Here is a 16,521-nt window from a genome sequence, read left to right as displayed (position 1 = left end):
ATGGCAGATTACCAGGGTAAAAAAGTCGTTATCATCGGGTTGGGCCTTACCGGCCTGTCATGCGTGGATTTCTTCCTGGCACGCGGCGTTACGCCGCGCGTAATCGACACCCGCATTTCCCCTCCTGGTCTTGATAAGCTGCCTGAAACCGTCGAGCGCCATACCGGATCGATGAACGAAGACTGGCTGCTGGCGGCGGATCTGATTGTCGCGAGCCCTGGCATCGCGCTGGCAACACCCGCGCTTAGCGCCGCAGCGGATGCTGGTGTTGAAATTGTTGGCGATATCGAACTCTTTTGCCGTGAAGCTCAGGCGCCGATAATCGCTATCACCGGTTCTAACGGGAAAAGCACCGTCACCACCCTGGTGGGCGAGATGGCGAAGGCGGCGGGCGTTAACGTCGGCGTAGGCGGCAATATCGGCCTGCCTGCTTTGATGCTGCTGGGCAAAGATTGCGAGCTGTATGTGCTTGAGCTTTCCAGCTTCCAGCTGGAAACGACGTACAGCCTGAAAGCCGCCGCGGCTACCGTGCTGAACGTGACTGAAGATCATATGGATCGCTATCCGTTTGGCATGCAGCAGTACCGTGCGGCCAAGCTGCGCGTCTACGAAAACGCAAAAGTCTGCGTGGTGAACGCCGACGACGCGCTGACCATGCCGGTGCGCGGCGCGGATGAACGCTGTGTCAGCTTTGGCGTTGATGTGGGTGATTATCATCTTAACCGCCAGCAGGGCGATACCTGGCTGCGGGTGAAAGGTGAGAAGATCCTCAATACCAAAGAGATGAGCCTGGTTGGGCAGCATAACTATACCAACGCCCTGGCGGCGCTGGCGCTGGCCGATGCGGTGAAATTGCCCCGGGCAACCAGCCTGAAAGCGCTGACCACCTTTACCGGCCTGGCGCACCGTTTCCAGATGGCGTGGGAGCGTAACGGCGTTCGCTGGATCAATGATTCCAAAGCGACCAACGTCGGCAGCACTGAAGCGGCGCTGAACGGGCTGCATCTTGAAGGGACTTTGCATCTGCTGCTGGGTGGCGACGGTAAATCTGCGGATTTCTCGTCCCTGACTCGTTACCTGCAGGGCGACCGCGTTCGCCTCTATTGCTTTGGCCGCGATGGCGCTGAACTCGCCGGACTGCGTCCGGAAGTCGCCGAGCAAACCGAAACGATGGAGCAGGCGATGAAACTGGCCGCCGCACGCGTTCAGCCGGGCGATATGGTACTGCTTTCGCCGGCCTGCGCCAGCTTGGACCAGTTTAAAAACTTTGAACAGCGCGGCGACGTGTTTACTCAACTTGCGAAGGAGCTGGGCTGATGCGTTTATCTCTCCCTCGCCTGCGCGTGCCTCGTGTTCCGGGATTCGGTATCCTGGCGTGGCTCGCTTCGGCCGTAAAAGGGTGGGTAATGGGCTCCCGCGAAGCCGACGCCAACAGCATGGTGCTGTACGACCGCACGCTGCTGTGGCTGACGTTCGGCCTGGCCGCTATCGGTTTTATTATGGTGACTTCGGCCTCAATGCCGGTAGGGCAGCGCCTGGCGGACGATCCGTTCCTGTTTGCCAAACGTGACGGTCTTTACATCCTCGTGGCGTTTGCCATGGCGATGGTCACCCTGCGCCTGCCGATGGACTTCTGGCAGCGCCACAGTACCGCGATGCTGCTGGCTTCGATTGTCATGCTGCTGATTGTGCTGGTGGTGGGGAGTTCCGTTAACGGTGCATCACGCTGGATTGCCTTCGGCCCGCTGCGTATTCAGCCCGCCGAGTTTTCAAAGCTGTCGCTGTTCTGCTACCTGGCAAACTACCTGGTGCGCAAAGTTGACGAGGTGCGTAATAACCTGCGCGGCTTCCTTAAACCAATGGGCGTTATCCTGGTGATGGCGGTTCTGCTGCTGGCGCAGCCGGACCTGGGGACGGTGGTTGTGCTGTTTGTGACAACCCTGGCAATGTTGTTCCTGGCCGGTGCAAAACTGTGGCAGTTCATCGCCATTATCGGCATGGGGATCTCGGCGGTTATCCTGCTTATCCTTGCCGAGCCTTACCGTATTCGCCGCGTAACCTCTTTCTGGAACCCGTGGGAAGATCCGTTCGGCAGCGGCTACCAGCTGACCCAATCTCTGATGGCTTTTGGACGCGGAGAATTGTGGGGGCAGGGGCTGGGGAATTCGGTTCAAAAACTGGAATATTTGCCTGAAGCACATACCGACTTTATCTTCTCGATTATCGGCGAGGAGCTGGGATATATCGGTGTGGTACTGGCTCTTTTGATGGTATTCTTCGTCGCTTTTCGCGCGATGTCCATCGGCAAACGCGCGCTGGAATTAGATCAGCGTTTTTCCGGTTTTCTGGCCTGCTCCATCGGTATTTGGTTTAGCTTCCAGGCGCTGGTTAACGTTGGTGCGGCTGCGGGTATGCTGCCGACCAAAGGTCTGACGCTGCCGCTTATCAGTTACGGTGGTTCCAGCCTGATAATTATGTCTACGGCAATCATGTTGTTGCTGCGAATAGATTATGAAACTCGCCTGGCCAAGGCTCAGGCGTTTACACGGAGTGCCAAATGACAGGCAAAGCGAAGCGGTTGATGGTGATGGCGGGCGGGACCGGCGGACATGTGTTCCCGGGGCTGGCGGTTGCTCATCATCTTCAGGCCGAAGGATGGGAAATTCGCTGGCTCGGCACCGCGGACCGTATGGAAGCCGACTTAGTGCCAAAACACGGTATTGGCATCGACTTCATTCGTATCTCCGGCCTGCGCGGAAAAGGGTTAAAAGCCCTGGCGCTGGCTCCGCTGCGTATCTTTAACGCCTGGCGTCAGGCGCGGGCGATTATGAAAGCCTGGCAGCCGGACGTGGTTCTGGGGATGGGCGGCTATGTTTCCGGCCCGGGTGGCCTGGCGGCCTGGTCGCTCGGTATTCCCGTGGTACTGCACGAGCAGAACGGCATCGCCGGGCTGACGAATAAGTGGCTGGCAAAGATTGCCACCAAAGTGATGCAGGCTTTCCCGGGTGCTTTCCCCAAAGCTGACGTGGTCGGCAACCCGGTGCGTACCGACGTGCTGGCGCTCCCGCTGCCGCAGGTTCGCTTTGCCGGACGTGAAGGGCCGATTCGTGTGCTGGTCGTTGGGGGGTCACAGGGCGCTCGCGTTCTGAACCAAACCCTGCCGCAGGTGGCTGCTCGTCTGGCCGATGCGGTGACCATCTGGCACCAAACCGGCAAAGGTGGCCAGGCCGTGGTGCAGCAGGCATATGCCGAAGCCGGGCAGCCGCAGCATAAAGTGACCGAATTTATTGACGATATGGCAGCCGCCTATGAATGGGCTGACGTAGTGGTTTGCCGCTCAGGTGCATTAACCGTGAGCGAAATCGCAGCGGCGGGTTTGCCCGCGCTGTTTGTTCCGTTCCAGCATAAAGACCGGCAGCAATACTGGAATGCGCTGCCGCTGGAAAAGGCAGGAGCCGCAACAATACTGGAGCAGCCGCAGTTTACCGTGGATGCCGTTACCCGCACCCTGGCCGGATGGGACAGAGCAACGCTGCTGGCAATGGCCGAGCGTGCGCGAGCTGCCTCCATTCCTGATGCGACAGAGCGGGTAGCAAATGAAGTCAGCGCCGCAGCGCGTGCGTAACTCTTGTGGGTGGCGAGTTGCCGCCCGTAAATTTGATGTAATGGCGGCATGCCGCCTGCAGGTTTAGAGAATGAATACACAACAACTGGCGAAACTGCGTTCAATCGTGCCCGAGATGCGTCGCGTCCGGCACATTCACTTTGTTGGCATCGGCGGCGCCGGTATGGGCGGTATTGCCGAAGTTTTGGCTAACGAAGGCTACCAGATCAGCGGTTCCGATCTGGCTCCGAACCCGGTCACGCAGCAGTTGTCGGCCCTGGGCGCCACCATTTATTTCAACCATCGCCCGGAGAACGTGCGTGATGCCAGCGTTGTAGTTGTGTCCACGGCTATTTCTGCGGATAACCCGGAAATTGTTGCCGCCCACGAAGCGCGTATCCCGGTTATCCGCCGCGCGGAGATGCTGGCCGAACTGATGCGCTTCCGCCACGGTATTGCCGTTGCCGGGACGCACGGTAAAACAACCACCACGGCGATGGTCTCCAGCATTTACGCAGAAGCGGGGCTGGACCCGACTTTCGTTAACGGCGGTTTGGTGAAGGCCGCGGGCGTTCATGCTCGTTTGGGGCACAGCCGCTACCTGATTGCAGAAGCCGATGAAAGTGACGCATCGTTCCTGCATTTGCAGCCAATGGTGTCGATTGTCACCAATATTGAAGCCGACCACATGGATACCTACCAGGGCGACTTCGAAAATTTAAAACAGACATTTATTAATTTCCTGCACAATTTGCCGTTTTATGGTCGTGCAGTGATGTGCGTGGACGATCCGGTGATTCGTGAGCTGCTGCCGCGAGTGGGCCGCCAAACCACCACCTATGGTTTCAGTGAAGACGCGGATGTTCGCGTTGAAAACTATCAGCAGAAAGGCGCTCAGGGGTTTTTCACTATTGTGCGTCAGGACAAGCCTGAGCTTCACGTAGTGCTGAATGCGCCGGGCCGTCATAACGCGCTGAACGCCGCGGCGGCTGTTGCCGTTGCGACGGAGGAAGGCATCGAGGACGAGGCGATTTTACGCGCGCTGGAAAGCTTCCAGGGAACCGGGCGTCGCTTCGATTTCCTGGGCGAGTATCCCCTGGCACCGGTTAACGGCAAGACGGGAACGGCGATGCTGGTAGACGATTATGGTCACCACCCAACGGAAGTGGATGCCACGATTAAGGCGGCTCGTGCGGGCTGGCCGGATAAAAATCTGGTGATGATTTTCCAGCCGCACCGCTACACCCGCACCCGTGACCTGTACGACGATTTCGCAGGCGTGCTGTCGCAGGTGGACTCTCTGGTGATGCTGGAGGTTTACCCTGCCGGTGAAGCCCCGATCCCGGGGGCCGACAGCCGTTCTCTGTGCCGTACCATTCGAGGTCGCGGTAAGGTTGACCCGATCCTGGTTTCCGATCACGGTGAAGTGGCGGACATCCTGGCCCCTGTTCTGACGGGAAATGATCTGATCCTCGTCCAGGGTGCCGGGAACATCGGCAAAATTGCGAGAAACCTGGCTGAAATCAAGTTACAGCCTCAAACTAAAGAGGAAGGGCACCATGGCTGATAAAGTAGCCGTCCTGCTGGGGGGCACTTCCGCTGAACGTGAGGTTTCGCTGCAATCCGGTAGTGCGGTTCTGGCGGGATTAATAGAGGGTGGCGTTGATGCCCATCCTTTCGATCCACAAAGCCAGTCGGTGCTGGAGCTGAAGTCGCAGGGGTTCGATAAAGTCTTTATCGCGCTGCACGGCCGCGGCGGCGAAGACGGCACTCTGCAAGGTTTGCTGGAGTTCCTTGAACTGCCGTATACCGGCAGCGGCGTAATGGCATCGGCAATAACCATGGATAAGCTGCGCAGCAAATTGCTGTGGCAGGGCGCGGGTTTACCGGTCGCCCCTTGGGTATACCTCAACCGTCGCGACGTAGAAGCAGGTATAACGGGAGCGCTGGAAGAGCGCATTTCCGCGCTGGGAATGCCGGTTATCGTTAAGCCGAGCCGTGAAGGCTCAAGCGTTGGTATGTCAAAGGTTGATAGCGTGGATGCGCTGCCTGCTGCTCTGGCGCTGGCGTTCGAACATGATGAAGATGTGCTGATTGAGAAATGGTTAAGCGGCCCGGAGTACACGGTGGCGATTTTAGGCGACGAAATTTTACCGTCTATCCGCATCCAACCCGCCGGAACCTTCTATGATTATGAGGCGAAGTATCTCTCTGATGAAACTCAATATTTCTGCCCGGCTGGATTAATTGAGCAAAGAGAGCAGGAATTGCAGGCATTAGTTCTACAGGCGTGGCAGGCTCTGGGCTGTAGCGGCTGGGGACGAGTGGATGTTATGCAGGATAACGACGGGCAGTTTTATCTGCTGGAAGTGAACACGTCGCCGGGCATGACAAGCCATAGCCTGGTGCCGATGGCGGCTCGCCAGGCGGGGATGAGCTTCTCGCAGCTGGTAGTGCGAATTCTGGAACTGGCGGACTGATATGTCGCAGGCTGCACTGAATGCGCGTAACCGGGCAGAGGAAAATACCAGCTCGCGACGCAGTAACGGGTCCCGTCTGGCAGGAGTTATCTTCCTGTGCGTGGTCTTGTTTAGCGTGTTTATCGGCGGCTGGATAGTCGTTGGCTGGATGGAAGATGCCCAGCGCCTGCCGCTTTCGAAGCTGGTGGTTACCGGCGAGCGGCACTACACGCGCAATGATGATATTCGTCAGTCTATTTTGGCTCTGGGCGCGCCCGGAACCTTTATGACTCAGGATGTGAATATCATCCAACAACAGATAGAGCGTTTGCCGTGGATCAAGCAAGCAAGCGTTAGAAAGCAGTGGCCGGACGAATTGAAGATTCATCTGGTTGAATATGTGCCGATAGCACGCTGGAATGACCAGCATATGGTTGACGCGGAGGGGAACTCCTTCAGCGTACCGGCAGAGCGCACCAGCAAGCAGACGTTACCGATGCTCTCCGGCCCGGAAGGCAGCGAAAACGAAGTGCTGCAAGGTTACCGTGACATGGGTGTGGTGCTGGCAAAGGATAAGTTTACCTTGAAAGAGGCGGCGATGACCGCCCGCCGCTCCTGGCAGTTGACGCTGAATAACGGCATTAAGCTCAACCTTGGCCGGGGCGATACGATGAAACGTCTGGATCGTTTTGTAGAACTGTATCCGGTTCTGCAACAGCAGGCGCAGGCCGATAACAAACGGATCGGTTATGTCGACCTGCGATACGACTCAGGCGCCGCGGTAGGCTGGGAGGCACTTCCTCCTCCTGCACCTAATCCGAATCAGCAACAGAATCAGGCACAGGCAGAACAACAATGATCAAGGCGACGGACAGAAAACTGGTAGTTGGACTGGAGATTGGCACCGCTAAGGTCGCCGCTTTAGTAGGGGAAGTTCTGCCCGACGGTATGGTCAATATTATTGGCGTGGGCAGCTGCCCTTCGCGTGGTATGGACAAAGGTGGGGTAAACGACCTCGAGTCAGTAGTTAAGTGCGTTCAGCGGGCGATTGACCAGGCTGAACTGATGGCAGATTGCCAGATTTCTTCCGTCTACCTGGCGCTGTCCGGGAAGCACATTAGCTGCCAGAACGAAATTGGCATGGTGCCTATTTCGGAAGAGGAAGTGACTCAGGAAGATGTGGAAAATGTGGTGCATACGGCAAAATCTGTGCGCGTTCGTGATGAACACCGGGTTCTGCATGTGATTCCACAGGAATACGCTATTGATTACCAGGAAGGGATCAAAAATCCGGTTGGCCTGTCCGGCGTCCGTATGCAGGCCAAGGTGCACTTGATCACCTGTCACAACGACATGGCGAAAAACATTGTTAAAGCCGTTGAACGTTGTGGCCTGAAAGTTGACCAATTAATTTTTGCCGGTCTGGCCGCAAGCTATGCGGTATTGACCGAAGACGAACGTGAACTTGGCGTCTGTGTCGTGGATATCGGCGGTGGTACTATGGATATGGCGGTTTATACCGGCGGTGCGCTGCGCCATACCAAAGTTATCCCTTATGCTGGAAACGTGGTGACCAGCGATATCGCCTACGCGTTCGGTACGCCGCCGAGCGACGCCGAAGCGATTAAAGTGCGTCATGGCTGCGCGCTTGGCTCCATCGTCGGGAAAGACGAAAACGTTGAAGTCCCGAGCGTAGGCGGGCGTCCACCGCGCAGCCTGCAGCGCCAGACGCTGGCGGAAGTGATTGAACCTCGTTATACCGAGTTGCTTAACCTGGTAAACGAAGAGATTCTGCAGTTACAGGAACAGCTTCGTCAGCAGGGCGTGAAACATCACCTCGCGGCGGGGATTGTGTTAACCGGCGGCGCAGCACAAATTGAAGGCCTGGCAGCCTGTGCTCAGCGCGTGTTCCATACGCAGGTGCGTATCGGTCAGCCGTTGAATATTACTGGCCTTACTGACTATGCCCAGGAGTCTTATTACTCCACCGCAGTAGGGTTGCTGCACTATGGGAAGGAATCGCATCTCAGTGGTGAAGCGGAAGTGGAAAAAAGGACCTCGGTCGGCTCGTGGTTTAAGCGACTCAACGGCTGGCTGAGAAAAGAATTTTAAATTTTATAAGAGACCGGAGACAATTAGCGGTCTCAGGCGACAGGCACAAAACGGAGAGAAACTATGTTTGAACCTATGGAACTGACCAACGACGCGGTGATTAAAGTCATCGGCGTCGGTGGCGGCGGCGGTAATGCCGTTGAACACATGGTGCGCGAGCGCATCGAAGGCGTTGAATTCTTCGCGGTGAACACCGACGCTCAGGCGTTGCGTAAAACTGCGGTAGGCCAGACGATTCAGATTGGTAACGGTATTACCAAAGGTCTGGGCGCTGGAGCAAATCCTGAAGTGGGCCGTAACGCCGCGGAAGAAGACCGCGAAGCTTTACGCGCAGCGCTGGATGGCGCAGACATGGTGTTTATCGCAGCAGGCATGGGCGGCGGCACCGGTACCGGTGCGGCTCCGGTCGTGGCTGAAGTTGCCAAAGATTTGGGTATTCTGACGGTTGCCGTCGTGACCAAGCCTTTCAACTTTGAAGGCAAGAAGCGTATGGCATTTGCCGAGCAGGGTATCGCCGAGCTGTCCAAACACGTTGACTCTCTGATTACTATTCCGAACGACAAGCTGCTGAAAGTGCTGGGTCGCGGTATCTCTCTGCTGGACGCTTTCGGCGCGGCAAACGACGTGCTGAAGGGCGCGGTACAGGGTATCGCAGAGCTTATCACTCGCCCTGGCCTGATGAACGTTGACTTTGCAGACGTTCGCACCGTGATGTCCGAAATGGGCTACGCGATGATGGGCTCTGGCGTTGCCAGCGGTGAAGACCGTGCAGAAGAAGCCGCAGAAATGGCTATCTCCAGCCCGCTGCTGGAAGATATCGACCTGTCAGGCGCTCGCGGCGTGCTGGTTAACATCACCGCCGGCTTCGACCTGCGTCTGGACGAGTTCGAAACCGTGGGTAACACCATCCGCGCCTTCGCCTCCGACAACGCTACCGTGGTTATCGGTACTTCTCTGGATCCAGAGATGAACGACGAACTGCGTGTAACCGTGGTTGCTACCGGTATCGGCATGGACAAACGTCCGGAAATTACGCTGGTGACCAACAAACAGCAACAGCAGCCGGTTATGGATCGCTACCAGCAGCACGGTATGGCTCCGCTGACTCAAGAGCAGAAGCCTGCGGCTAAAGTGGCTAACGACAATACTCCACAGACGGCGAAAGAGCCTGACTATCTGGATATTCCAGCGTTCCTGCGTAAGCAAGCTGATTAAGAATAAACCGGAAGTTGGGAATATCCGCTCTTTGTGCTAAACTGGCCTGCCGAACGTGATATACACTTTCGGCTGGATCAGCAATTTGGCGAGATTATACGATGATCAAACAAAGGACACTTAAACGTATCGTTCAGGCGACTGGCGTCGGTTTACATACCGGCAAAAAGGTCACACTGACGCTGCGCCCTGCGCCGGCCAATACCGGGGTCATCTATCGTCGCACCGACTTGAATCCTCCGGTAGATTTCCCGGCAGATGCCAAATCCGTGCGTGATACCATGCTCTGTACTTGTCTGGTGAACGAGCATGATGTGCGGATTTCTACCGTAGAGCACCTCAACGCTGCCCTGGCAGGGCTGGGAATCGACAACATCGTTATTGAAGTCGATGCGCCAGAAATCCCTATCATGGACGGCAGTGCGGCGCCGTTCGTTTACCTGCTGCTTGATGCAGGTATCGACGAGCTGAACTCGGCCAAGAAATTTGTACGTCTGAAAGAGACGGTTCGTGTAGAAGACGGCGATAAATGGGCTGAACTCTCACCGTTCAATGGTTTCTCGTTGGATTTCACCATCGACTTTAATCATCCGGCGATTGACGCAAGCACCCAGCGCTACACCATGAACTTCTCTGCTGAAGCCTTTATGCGCCAGATCAGTCGCGCCCGTACCTTCGGCTTTATGCGTGATATCGAATATCTGCAGTCCCGCGGTTTGTGCCTGGGCGGCAGCTTCGATTGTGCCATCGTTGTTGACGATTATCGCGTATTAAACGAAGACGGCCTGCGTTTTGAAGATGAATTCGTTCGTCACAAAATGCTGGATGCCATTGGCGACCTGTTCATGTGCGGCCACAATGTTATCGGCGCGTTTACCGCCTTTAAATCTGGCCATGCGCTGAACAACAAGCTGCTGCAGGCCGTGTTGGCTAAGCAAGAAGCCTGGGAATGGGCGACCTTCGAAGACGAAGCCGAACTTCCACTGGCCTTCAAAGCACCTAACCTGGTGCTGGCGTAACGCTTAAGCTATCTATTACGACTGGTTTTGCTGGTAACCTCTCCGGCCAGTGAAGCCAGTCGTTCTATTGTTGCTCTCAATTTCTCCGGGCTACGTTTAGCCACCTCCCTTAACGCTTCCGCACTCTGCTCGCTGAGCTGACGATTAACTTCGTATTTCTCCGCACCCGTCTGAGTGGTGTTTTGTTGTACGATTTCCTGCCCTTTTACCGCCAGCAATGGATTAATCCTGATGTCGATTGATGTCAATGATGGTAAGATTTGGGCGCGTAATGCACTCAGCAGCGTGGCTTGTTCATAGCGTAAGCGCATCAGCCAGCTGGCATTTGCGGTTTCAAGTACGAGGATACCCTGACGAAAGTTGGCAACCCGACACCAGGGATGCAGTGGCGCAGGCAAAATGCCTTTCACTGCCCGGTTCAGTCGCAGCAGAGCAACAGCACGTTGTTGAACGTTTTGCAGCATGCTTTCCTGACCGGCATCGTCAAACAGATTCTCTAAAGATTGCGGGCGACTGTCGCGCATAGATTAAGCTCCGGCGGAAAAAGTGATTGGTATTCTAAATCGTTGGCGACAATTTGGCAGACGTTATTTCTGGCCGCATCTCCTGTTGGGGATGGTCGCGGCGAGTTTTGGCATGCCCGCGCTCAACGGTAACACAGAAACCGGCATTCCCGCAGAAGCCTCGGCCAGCCGCCATGACCCGGCTCGTCAGCTACGGTTTGATAGCCTCGTTCAGCTCCAGGAAAGCACGCGCCGTCCCTCTTTTAGTGTGGACTATTGGCACCAGCATGCAATCCGCACCGTTATTCGTCATCTTTCCTTTGCCATGGCGCCTCAGGCTTTGCCGGTGGCCCAGGAAAGCGTGCCGCTTCAGGCACAGCACCTTGCTTTACTGGATACGCTCAGCGCTCTGCTGACTCAGGAAAGTAAACCTCCCGTTATTGTACGCGGCAGTGCCTTCCAGGCGTCTCCCCCGGCTGAAGTTTTTAATGCCGTTGCGTGGATCCGTCAGGCACAGGGCATCCGCGCCGGTCCGCTTCGCCTCAGCTAATTAATCTTCCTGACTAACAACAATTTATTGACCGCACTGACGGCAGGCGTTTGAGAATTTATTATGCTAATCAAATTATTAACCAAAGTTTTCGGTAGTCGTAACGATCGTACCCTGCGCCGTATGCGCAAAGTGGTGACCATGATTAACGCCATGGAACCGCAGATGGAGAAGCTCACGGATGATGAGCTGAAGGCTAAAACCGACGAGTTCCGCGCACGTCTGAAAAAAGGCGAAGTGCTTGAAAACCTGATCCCTGAAGCCTTTGCCGTGGTTCGCGAGGCGAGCAAGCGCGTATTCGGCATGCGTCACTTCGACGTGCAGCTGTTGGGCGGTATGGTGTTGAACGACCGCTGTATAGCAGAAATGCGTACCGGTGAAGGTAAAACCCTGACTGCGACCCTGCCAGCGTACCTGAATGCGCTGAGCGGCAAAGGCGTTCACGTTGTAACCGTGAACGACTACCTGGCCCAGCGTGACGCCGAAAACAACCGTCCGCTGTTTGAATACCTTGGCCTGAGCGTGGGTATCAACCTGCCGGGCATGCCGGCTCCTGCTAAGCGTGAAGCTTATGCCGCGGATATTACCTACGGCACCAACAACGAATACGGCTTTGACTACCTGCGTGACAACATGGCTTTCAGCCCGGAAGAACGCGTGCAGCGTAAACTTCATTACGCGCTGGTGGATGAGGTTGACTCAATCCTTATCGATGAAGCCCGTACTCCGCTGATAATCTCAGGCCCTGCCGAAGACAGTTCTGAGCTGTACAAGCGCGTGAACAAAATCATTCCTCGCCTGCTGCGTCAGGAAAAAGAAGACTCCGACACCTTCCAGGGTGAAGGCCACTTCTCCGTGGATGAGAAATCTCGCCAGGTTAACCTGACCGAACGCGGTCTGGTGCTGATTGAAGAGCTGCTGGTGGAAGAAGGCATGATGGACGAAGGCGAGTCTCTGTACTCCCCGGCCAACATTATGCTGATGCACCACGTTACCGCCGCGCTGCGTGCTCACGCGCTGTTCACCCGCGACGTTGACTACATTGTTAAAGACGGTGAAGTTATCATCGTTGACGAACATACCGGCCGTACCATGCAGGGCCGCCGCTGGTCAGACGGCCTGCATCAGGCAGTGGAAGCAAAAGAAGGCGTTGATATCCAGAACGAGAACCAGACTCTGGCTTCCATCACCTTCCAGAACTACTTCCGCCTGTATGAAAAGCTGGCCGGGATGACCGGTACCGCGGACACTGAAGCGTTTGAGTTCAGCTCCATTTATAAGCTCGACACCATTGTGGTGCCAACCAACCGTCCGATGATCCGTAAGGATATGCCGGATCTGGTCTATATGACCGAGTTAGACAAAATTGGCGCCATCATCGAAGACATTAAAGAGCGCACCGCCAACGGCCAGCCTGTGCTGGTGGGGACCATCTCCATCGAGAAATCCGAAGTGGTTTCTCAGGAGCTGACCAAAGCGGGCATCAAACATAATGTTCTGAACGCCAAATTCCACGCGAACGAAGCAGGAATTGTTGCTCAGGCGGGTTACCCGGCTGCTGTGACCATTGCTACCAACATGGCCGGTCGTGGTACCGACATCGTGCTGGGCGGCAGCTGGCAGGAAGAAATTGCCGCGCTGGAAGACCCAACGCCGGAGCAAATTGCCCAAATTAAAGCGGACTGGAAGGTTCGTCATGACGCGGTGCTGGCATCTGGTGGCCTGCACATCATCGGTACCGAGCGCCATGAATCACGCCGTATCGATAACCAGCTGCGTGGCCGTTCCGGTCGTCAGGGCGATGCTGGTTCTTCCCGCTTCTATCTCTCGATGGAAGATGCGCTGATGCGTATTTTCGCCTCCGATCGCGTCTCCAATATGATGCGTAAACTGGGCATGAAGCCGGGCGAAGCTATTGAGCACCCGTGGGTGACCAAGGCTATTGCCAACGCGCAGCGTAAAGTCGAAAGCCGTAACTTTGATATTCGTAAACAGCTGCTGGAATACGATGACGTAGCGAACGACCAGCGTCGCGCTATCTATACCCAGCGTAACGAGCTGCTGGACGTGAGTGATGTTAGCGAAACCATCGCCAGCATCCGTGAAGACGTATTTAAAGTGACTATTGATGCGCACATCCCGCCGCAGTCTCTGGAAGAGATGTGGGATGTTGAAGGTCTGGAAGAGCGCCTGAAAAACGACTTCGACCTCGAAATGCCAATCAAAGAGTGGCTGGATAAAGAACCTGAGCTGCACGAAGAGACCCTGCGCGAGCGCATCCTGGCTAACGCGATTGAAGTTTATCAGCGTAAAGAGGAAGTGGTCGGCGCCGAGATGATGCGCCACTTCGAAAAAGGCGTGATGCTGCAAACGCTGGACTCTCTGTGGAAAGAGCACCTTGCTGCGATGGATTATCTGCGTCAGGGTATCCACCTGCGTGGTTATGCGCAGAAAGATCCTAAGCAGGAGTACAAACGTGAATCCTTCTCTATGTTTGCCGCTATGCTTGAGTCACTGAAGTATGAAGTGATTAGCACGTTGAGCAAGGTTCAGGTTCGTATGCCGGAAGAAGTTGAAGCGATGGAGCAGCAGCGCCGCGAAGAAGCCGAGCGTCTGGCTAGTATGCAACAGCTGAGCCACGTAGATGATGAGACTCAGGCCGCTCAAGCGCTGGCGGCTGAGACCGGCGACCGTAAAGTCGGGCGCAACGATCCTTGCCCTTGCGGTTCCGGTAAAAAATACAAACAGTGCCATGGCCGTCTGAGCTAAGGTCTGGAAAAACCAAAAGGCGCAGCTTGCTGCGCCTTTTTTCTATTCGGAGTTTGAGAATATGAAGCAGCTGCAAATCGCCGTCGGCATCATCCGCAACGCGCAGGGAGAAATCTTTATCACCCAGCGCGCGGCCGACGCGCATATGGCCAATAAATGGGAGTTCCCGGGCGGAAAAATTGAGGCCGGTGAATCACCGGAACAGGCTCTGATTCGTGAACTACAGGAAGAGACGGGGATTGCGGCCCAGAAAGCCGAGCTTTTTGAAACCCTGGAGTATCAGTTTCCCGATCGCCATATCTCGTTATGGTTTTACCTGGTTGAACAGTGGGAAGGCGAGCCGTGGGGAAAGGAAGGACAGCCGGGGCGCTGGGTCGCTCAGCATCAGCTTATAGCCGACGAATTCCCGCCGGCTAATGAGCCTGTTATTCAGAAGCTGCTGAACGCCTAACGTTCAAGCTCCTCACTCCAGTCATCGCTTTCGGAAAGGTCGCCGCTGCTGGGAATACGTTTCTCTTCAGCGGCCCATTCGCCTAAATCAATAAGCTGGCAGCGCTTGCTGCAGAAAGGACGGTAAGGGCTGGCCTCGCTCCAGATAACGGCCTTGCCGCAGCCCGGGCAGTTCACAATAGTTTCTTCACTCATTTTCATTCCTTAGCAGCAGGCCAGTTCAAAATCGAGGCGCTCTGGCACCAGGCCATGTTCTGAGTCCAGCGGCAGAAAACGAATCGCAAAGCGACTTTTATGGCCGGAAACCTGAGGGTAAAGCTGGTCGTTCAGGGCGAGATGAAGGCGCAGTAAATCGGCGTCATCACCGTTATCCTGGTAGAAACCGTTGAGGCTGGTTTGCTTCCTGAACGGCGCTGAATTGCGGATGATATCCAGCAGCAGGTCGAGTGATTGCTTCACCGGCTCAAGGCTGTTGAGCCAGAGGCTAACCTGAGCATCACGCTGCTCCTGCGGCAGGTAAAGCCAGATATGCAGCGTCGGTAAATCAAAACTACAGCAGCCGCCGGGGATGCTCAAACGCTGGCGTACCAGCGCTATCAGCCTGTCTTCTCTCAAAAGCTGGCCGAGGCGCGGGGCAGCCATCAGAACGCTACCGCAGGTTTCCAACTGGGCACGCAGCGAGTCGATGCGTTGCATATCTACGCCCGGCACTTCTGACCAGCTCAATAGCTTGCGCTGCTGTCTGCCCAATTCTTTCAGGATCTCGGTGCGGACTTCGCCCCTTTCAAACACATCCAGCAGGTCACCGATGTTACGAAAAAAATGCAGCGCTTTAGCGCTTTCATCAATGGGTAAGGCAGCCTGTAGCTGCTGGATCAAAAACTCAATGCGTAGCCAGGTACGCATCTTTTCATTCAGCGGGTGCTCAAAAAGAACCTGAGTGCTCATTATTCTGTTTCCTGTTGTGCGGCCTGGGAAGCCAGTTTTAGATACTGGCGATGCAGGCGATCAACATGCACGGCAGCGTCTTGCGGGCTGCCGTCATTATTAATTATGTCATCTGCAACGGCGAGGCGGGCTTCCCGCGTTGCCTGGGCGGCCAGGATCTGCTGCGCATGTTCACGAGAGACATTATCCCGCTTCATGGTACGCGCAATCTGAGTTTCGGGGGAAACGTCGACCACCAGAACCCGGTTCGCTTTATTTTGCAGGTTATTTTCCACCAGCAGCGGGACAACCCACAACACATACGGCGAGGCGGCACGCGCAATTTCATCGCGAGTTCGCTGCTGGATTAAAGGATGAAGCAGGTTGTTTACCCATTGCTTTTGCTGAGGTGAACTAAAGATCTCTTCGCGCAGGGCACGACGATTTAAAGATCCATCTTCCAGAAGGATCTTTGAACCAAAATGTTGCGAAATGAGAGCCAGCGCACGTTGACCAGGCTCAACAACCTGACGGGCAATGATATCAGCATCCACTACGGTGACTCCTGAGCGGGAAAATGCTTCGGCGATGGTACTTTTACCACTGCCAATACCGCCCGTAAGTGCTACCGTGTAAACCATAGAAAACCGATCCTGATGCTATTATTTATCAATGAGATAAGAGGGGCTCTGGGTAAGGTTTTTCAGGTGATTTTTGCTTATGTAACAAGCGAAAATTACCCTTATCGGCCAGCGCTGCCCTTTATAAGGTAAATTTGAACGATTGTAGCGTAAAAAAGTCGGTTTTCGCAGTCTTGCGGAGCCATTATTACTGCGTATGATAGCGTCACTGGGGTTGGCCGTTGTTTCGCCGATCGTATTTATGTGTTCACCGCCATTCGACCCAGGGATCC

The 16,521-nt window shown here is 55.4% G+C and carries 16 protein-coding genes; 12 read left to right on the top strand and 4 right to left on the bottom strand.

All coding sequences use genetic code 11. The annotated features are described in order from the left end of the window. From murD to lpxC, 9 genes are all read left to right on the top strand, one after another. Entirely contained in the window at positions 1-1,317 is a 1,317-nt protein-coding gene (gene murD, locus ACG1VR_RS19290) for a UDP-N-acetylmuramoyl-L-alanine--D-glutamate ligase (protein WP_172568356.1), read from the top strand. After that, positions 1,317-2,561: a cell division protein FtsW gene (gene ftsW / locus ACG1VR_RS19285; RefSeq protein WP_216375223.1), complete on the top strand. Its 1,245-nt coding sequence runs from the start codon at positions 1,317-1,319 to the stop codon at positions 2,559-2,561. Before murD ends, ftsW begins: the two co-directional genes overlap by 1 nt. Continuing rightward, positions 2,558-3,625, top strand: coding sequence for an undecaprenyldiphospho-muramoylpentapeptide beta-N-acetylglucosaminyltransferase (murG, locus tag ACG1VR_RS19280; RefSeq protein WP_016534895.1), 1,068 nt, complete (start codon positions 2,558-2,560; stop codon positions 3,623-3,625). The genes ftsW and murG overlap by 4 nt, the downstream gene beginning before the upstream one ends. A 70-nt stretch (positions 3,626-3,695) precedes the next feature. After that, a complete protein-coding gene (gene murC / locus ACG1VR_RS19275) occupies positions 3,696-5,171 on the top strand; it encodes a UDP-N-acetylmuramate--L-alanine ligase (RefSeq protein ID WP_016534896.1) in 1,476 nt (491 codons plus the stop codon). Next, positions 5,164-6,084, top strand: coding sequence for a D-alanine--D-alanine ligase (locus ACG1VR_RS19270; protein WP_395489576.1), 921 nt, complete (start codon positions 5,164-5,166; stop codon positions 6,082-6,084). The genes murC and ACG1VR_RS19270 overlap by 8 nt, the downstream gene beginning before the upstream one ends. A gap of 1 nt (position 6,085) precedes the next feature. Then, complete coding sequence (ftsQ, locus tag ACG1VR_RS19265) at positions 6,086-6,922, top strand: cell division protein FtsQ (RefSeq protein ID WP_016534898.1); 837 nt, start codon at positions 6,086-6,088, stop codon at positions 6,920-6,922. After that, complete coding sequence (ftsA, locus tag ACG1VR_RS19260; protein WP_016534899.1) at positions 6,919-8,175, top strand: cell division protein FtsA; 1,257 nt, start codon at positions 6,919-6,921, stop codon at positions 8,173-8,175. Before ftsQ ends, ftsA begins: the two co-directional genes overlap by 4 nt. A gap of 63 nt (positions 8,176-8,238) precedes the next feature. Beyond that, on the top strand, positions 8,239-9,390 hold the full coding sequence (ftsZ, locus tag ACG1VR_RS19255) for a cell division protein FtsZ (RefSeq protein WP_016534900.1): 1,152 nt from the start codon (positions 8,239-8,241) through the stop codon (positions 9,388-9,390). Positions 9,391-9,491: 101 nt separating this feature from the next. Then, complete coding sequence (lpxC, locus tag ACG1VR_RS19250) at positions 9,492-10,409, top strand: UDP-3-O-acyl-N-acetylglucosamine deacetylase (RefSeq protein WP_016534901.1); 918 nt, start codon at positions 9,492-9,494, stop codon at positions 10,407-10,409. Positions 10,410-10,417: 8 nt separating this feature from the next. Here the strand turns inward: lpxC and ACG1VR_RS19245 are convergent, their stop codons facing one another. Next, positions 10,418-10,933, bottom strand: coding sequence for a DUF721 domain-containing protein (locus ACG1VR_RS19245; protein ID WP_016534902.1), 516 nt, complete (start codon positions 10,931-10,933; stop codon positions 10,418-10,420). A gap of 22 nt (positions 10,934-10,955) precedes the next feature. Between ACG1VR_RS19245 and secM the strand changes: the two genes are divergently transcribed. The 3 genes from secM to mutT all read left to right on the top strand — a co-directional run bounded on the left by secM (position 10,956) and on the right by mutT (position 14,682). Next, entirely contained in the window at positions 10,956-11,462 is a 507-nt protein-coding gene (gene secM / locus ACG1VR_RS19240; RefSeq protein ID WP_071704071.1) for a secA translation cis-regulator SecM, read from the top strand. Between the two features lie 63 nt (positions 11,463-11,525). Then, positions 11,526-14,231 carry a preprotein translocase subunit SecA gene (gene secA, locus ACG1VR_RS19235; protein WP_395489575.1) on the top strand — a complete coding sequence of 902 codons (2,706 nt, stop codon included), beginning with the start codon at positions 11,526-11,528 and terminating at the stop codon, positions 14,229-14,231. 61 nt (positions 14,232-14,292) lie between these two features. Beyond that, on the top strand, positions 14,293-14,682 hold the full coding sequence (gene mutT, locus ACG1VR_RS19230; RefSeq protein ID WP_395489574.1) for an 8-oxo-dGTP diphosphatase MutT: 390 nt from the start codon (positions 14,293-14,295) through the stop codon (positions 14,680-14,682). Here mutT and yacG read toward each other — a convergent pair. The 3 genes from yacG to coaE are packed head-to-tail and all read right to left on the bottom strand — an operon-like array spanning position 14,679 to position 16,249. Further along, a complete protein-coding gene (gene yacG, locus ACG1VR_RS19225) occupies positions 14,679-14,876 on the bottom strand; it encodes a DNA gyrase inhibitor YacG (protein WP_039897912.1) in 198 nt (65 codons plus the stop codon). The genes mutT and yacG overlap by 4 nt on opposite strands. A 9-nt stretch (positions 14,877-14,885) precedes the next feature. Next, positions 14,886-15,629 (bottom strand): cell division protein ZapD, encoded by a 744-nt coding sequence (zapD, locus tag ACG1VR_RS19220; RefSeq protein WP_016534907.1) that lies wholly within the window; start codon positions 15,627-15,629, stop codon positions 14,886-14,888. Then, entirely contained in the window at positions 15,629-16,249 is a 621-nt protein-coding gene (gene coaE / locus ACG1VR_RS19215) for a dephospho-CoA kinase (protein WP_172568350.1), read from the bottom strand. Before coaE ends, zapD begins: the two co-directional genes overlap by 1 nt. Positions 16,250-16,521: the final 272 nt, after the last annotated feature.

It is taken from the genome of Cedecea davisae (genome assembly GCF_044095835.1).
Lineage (GTDB): Bacteria > Pseudomonadota > Gammaproteobacteria > Enterobacterales > Enterobacteriaceae > Cedecea > Cedecea davisae.
Note: the sequence above shows the minus strand (reverse complement) of the source record. Positions and strands in the feature narration are given on the sequence as shown.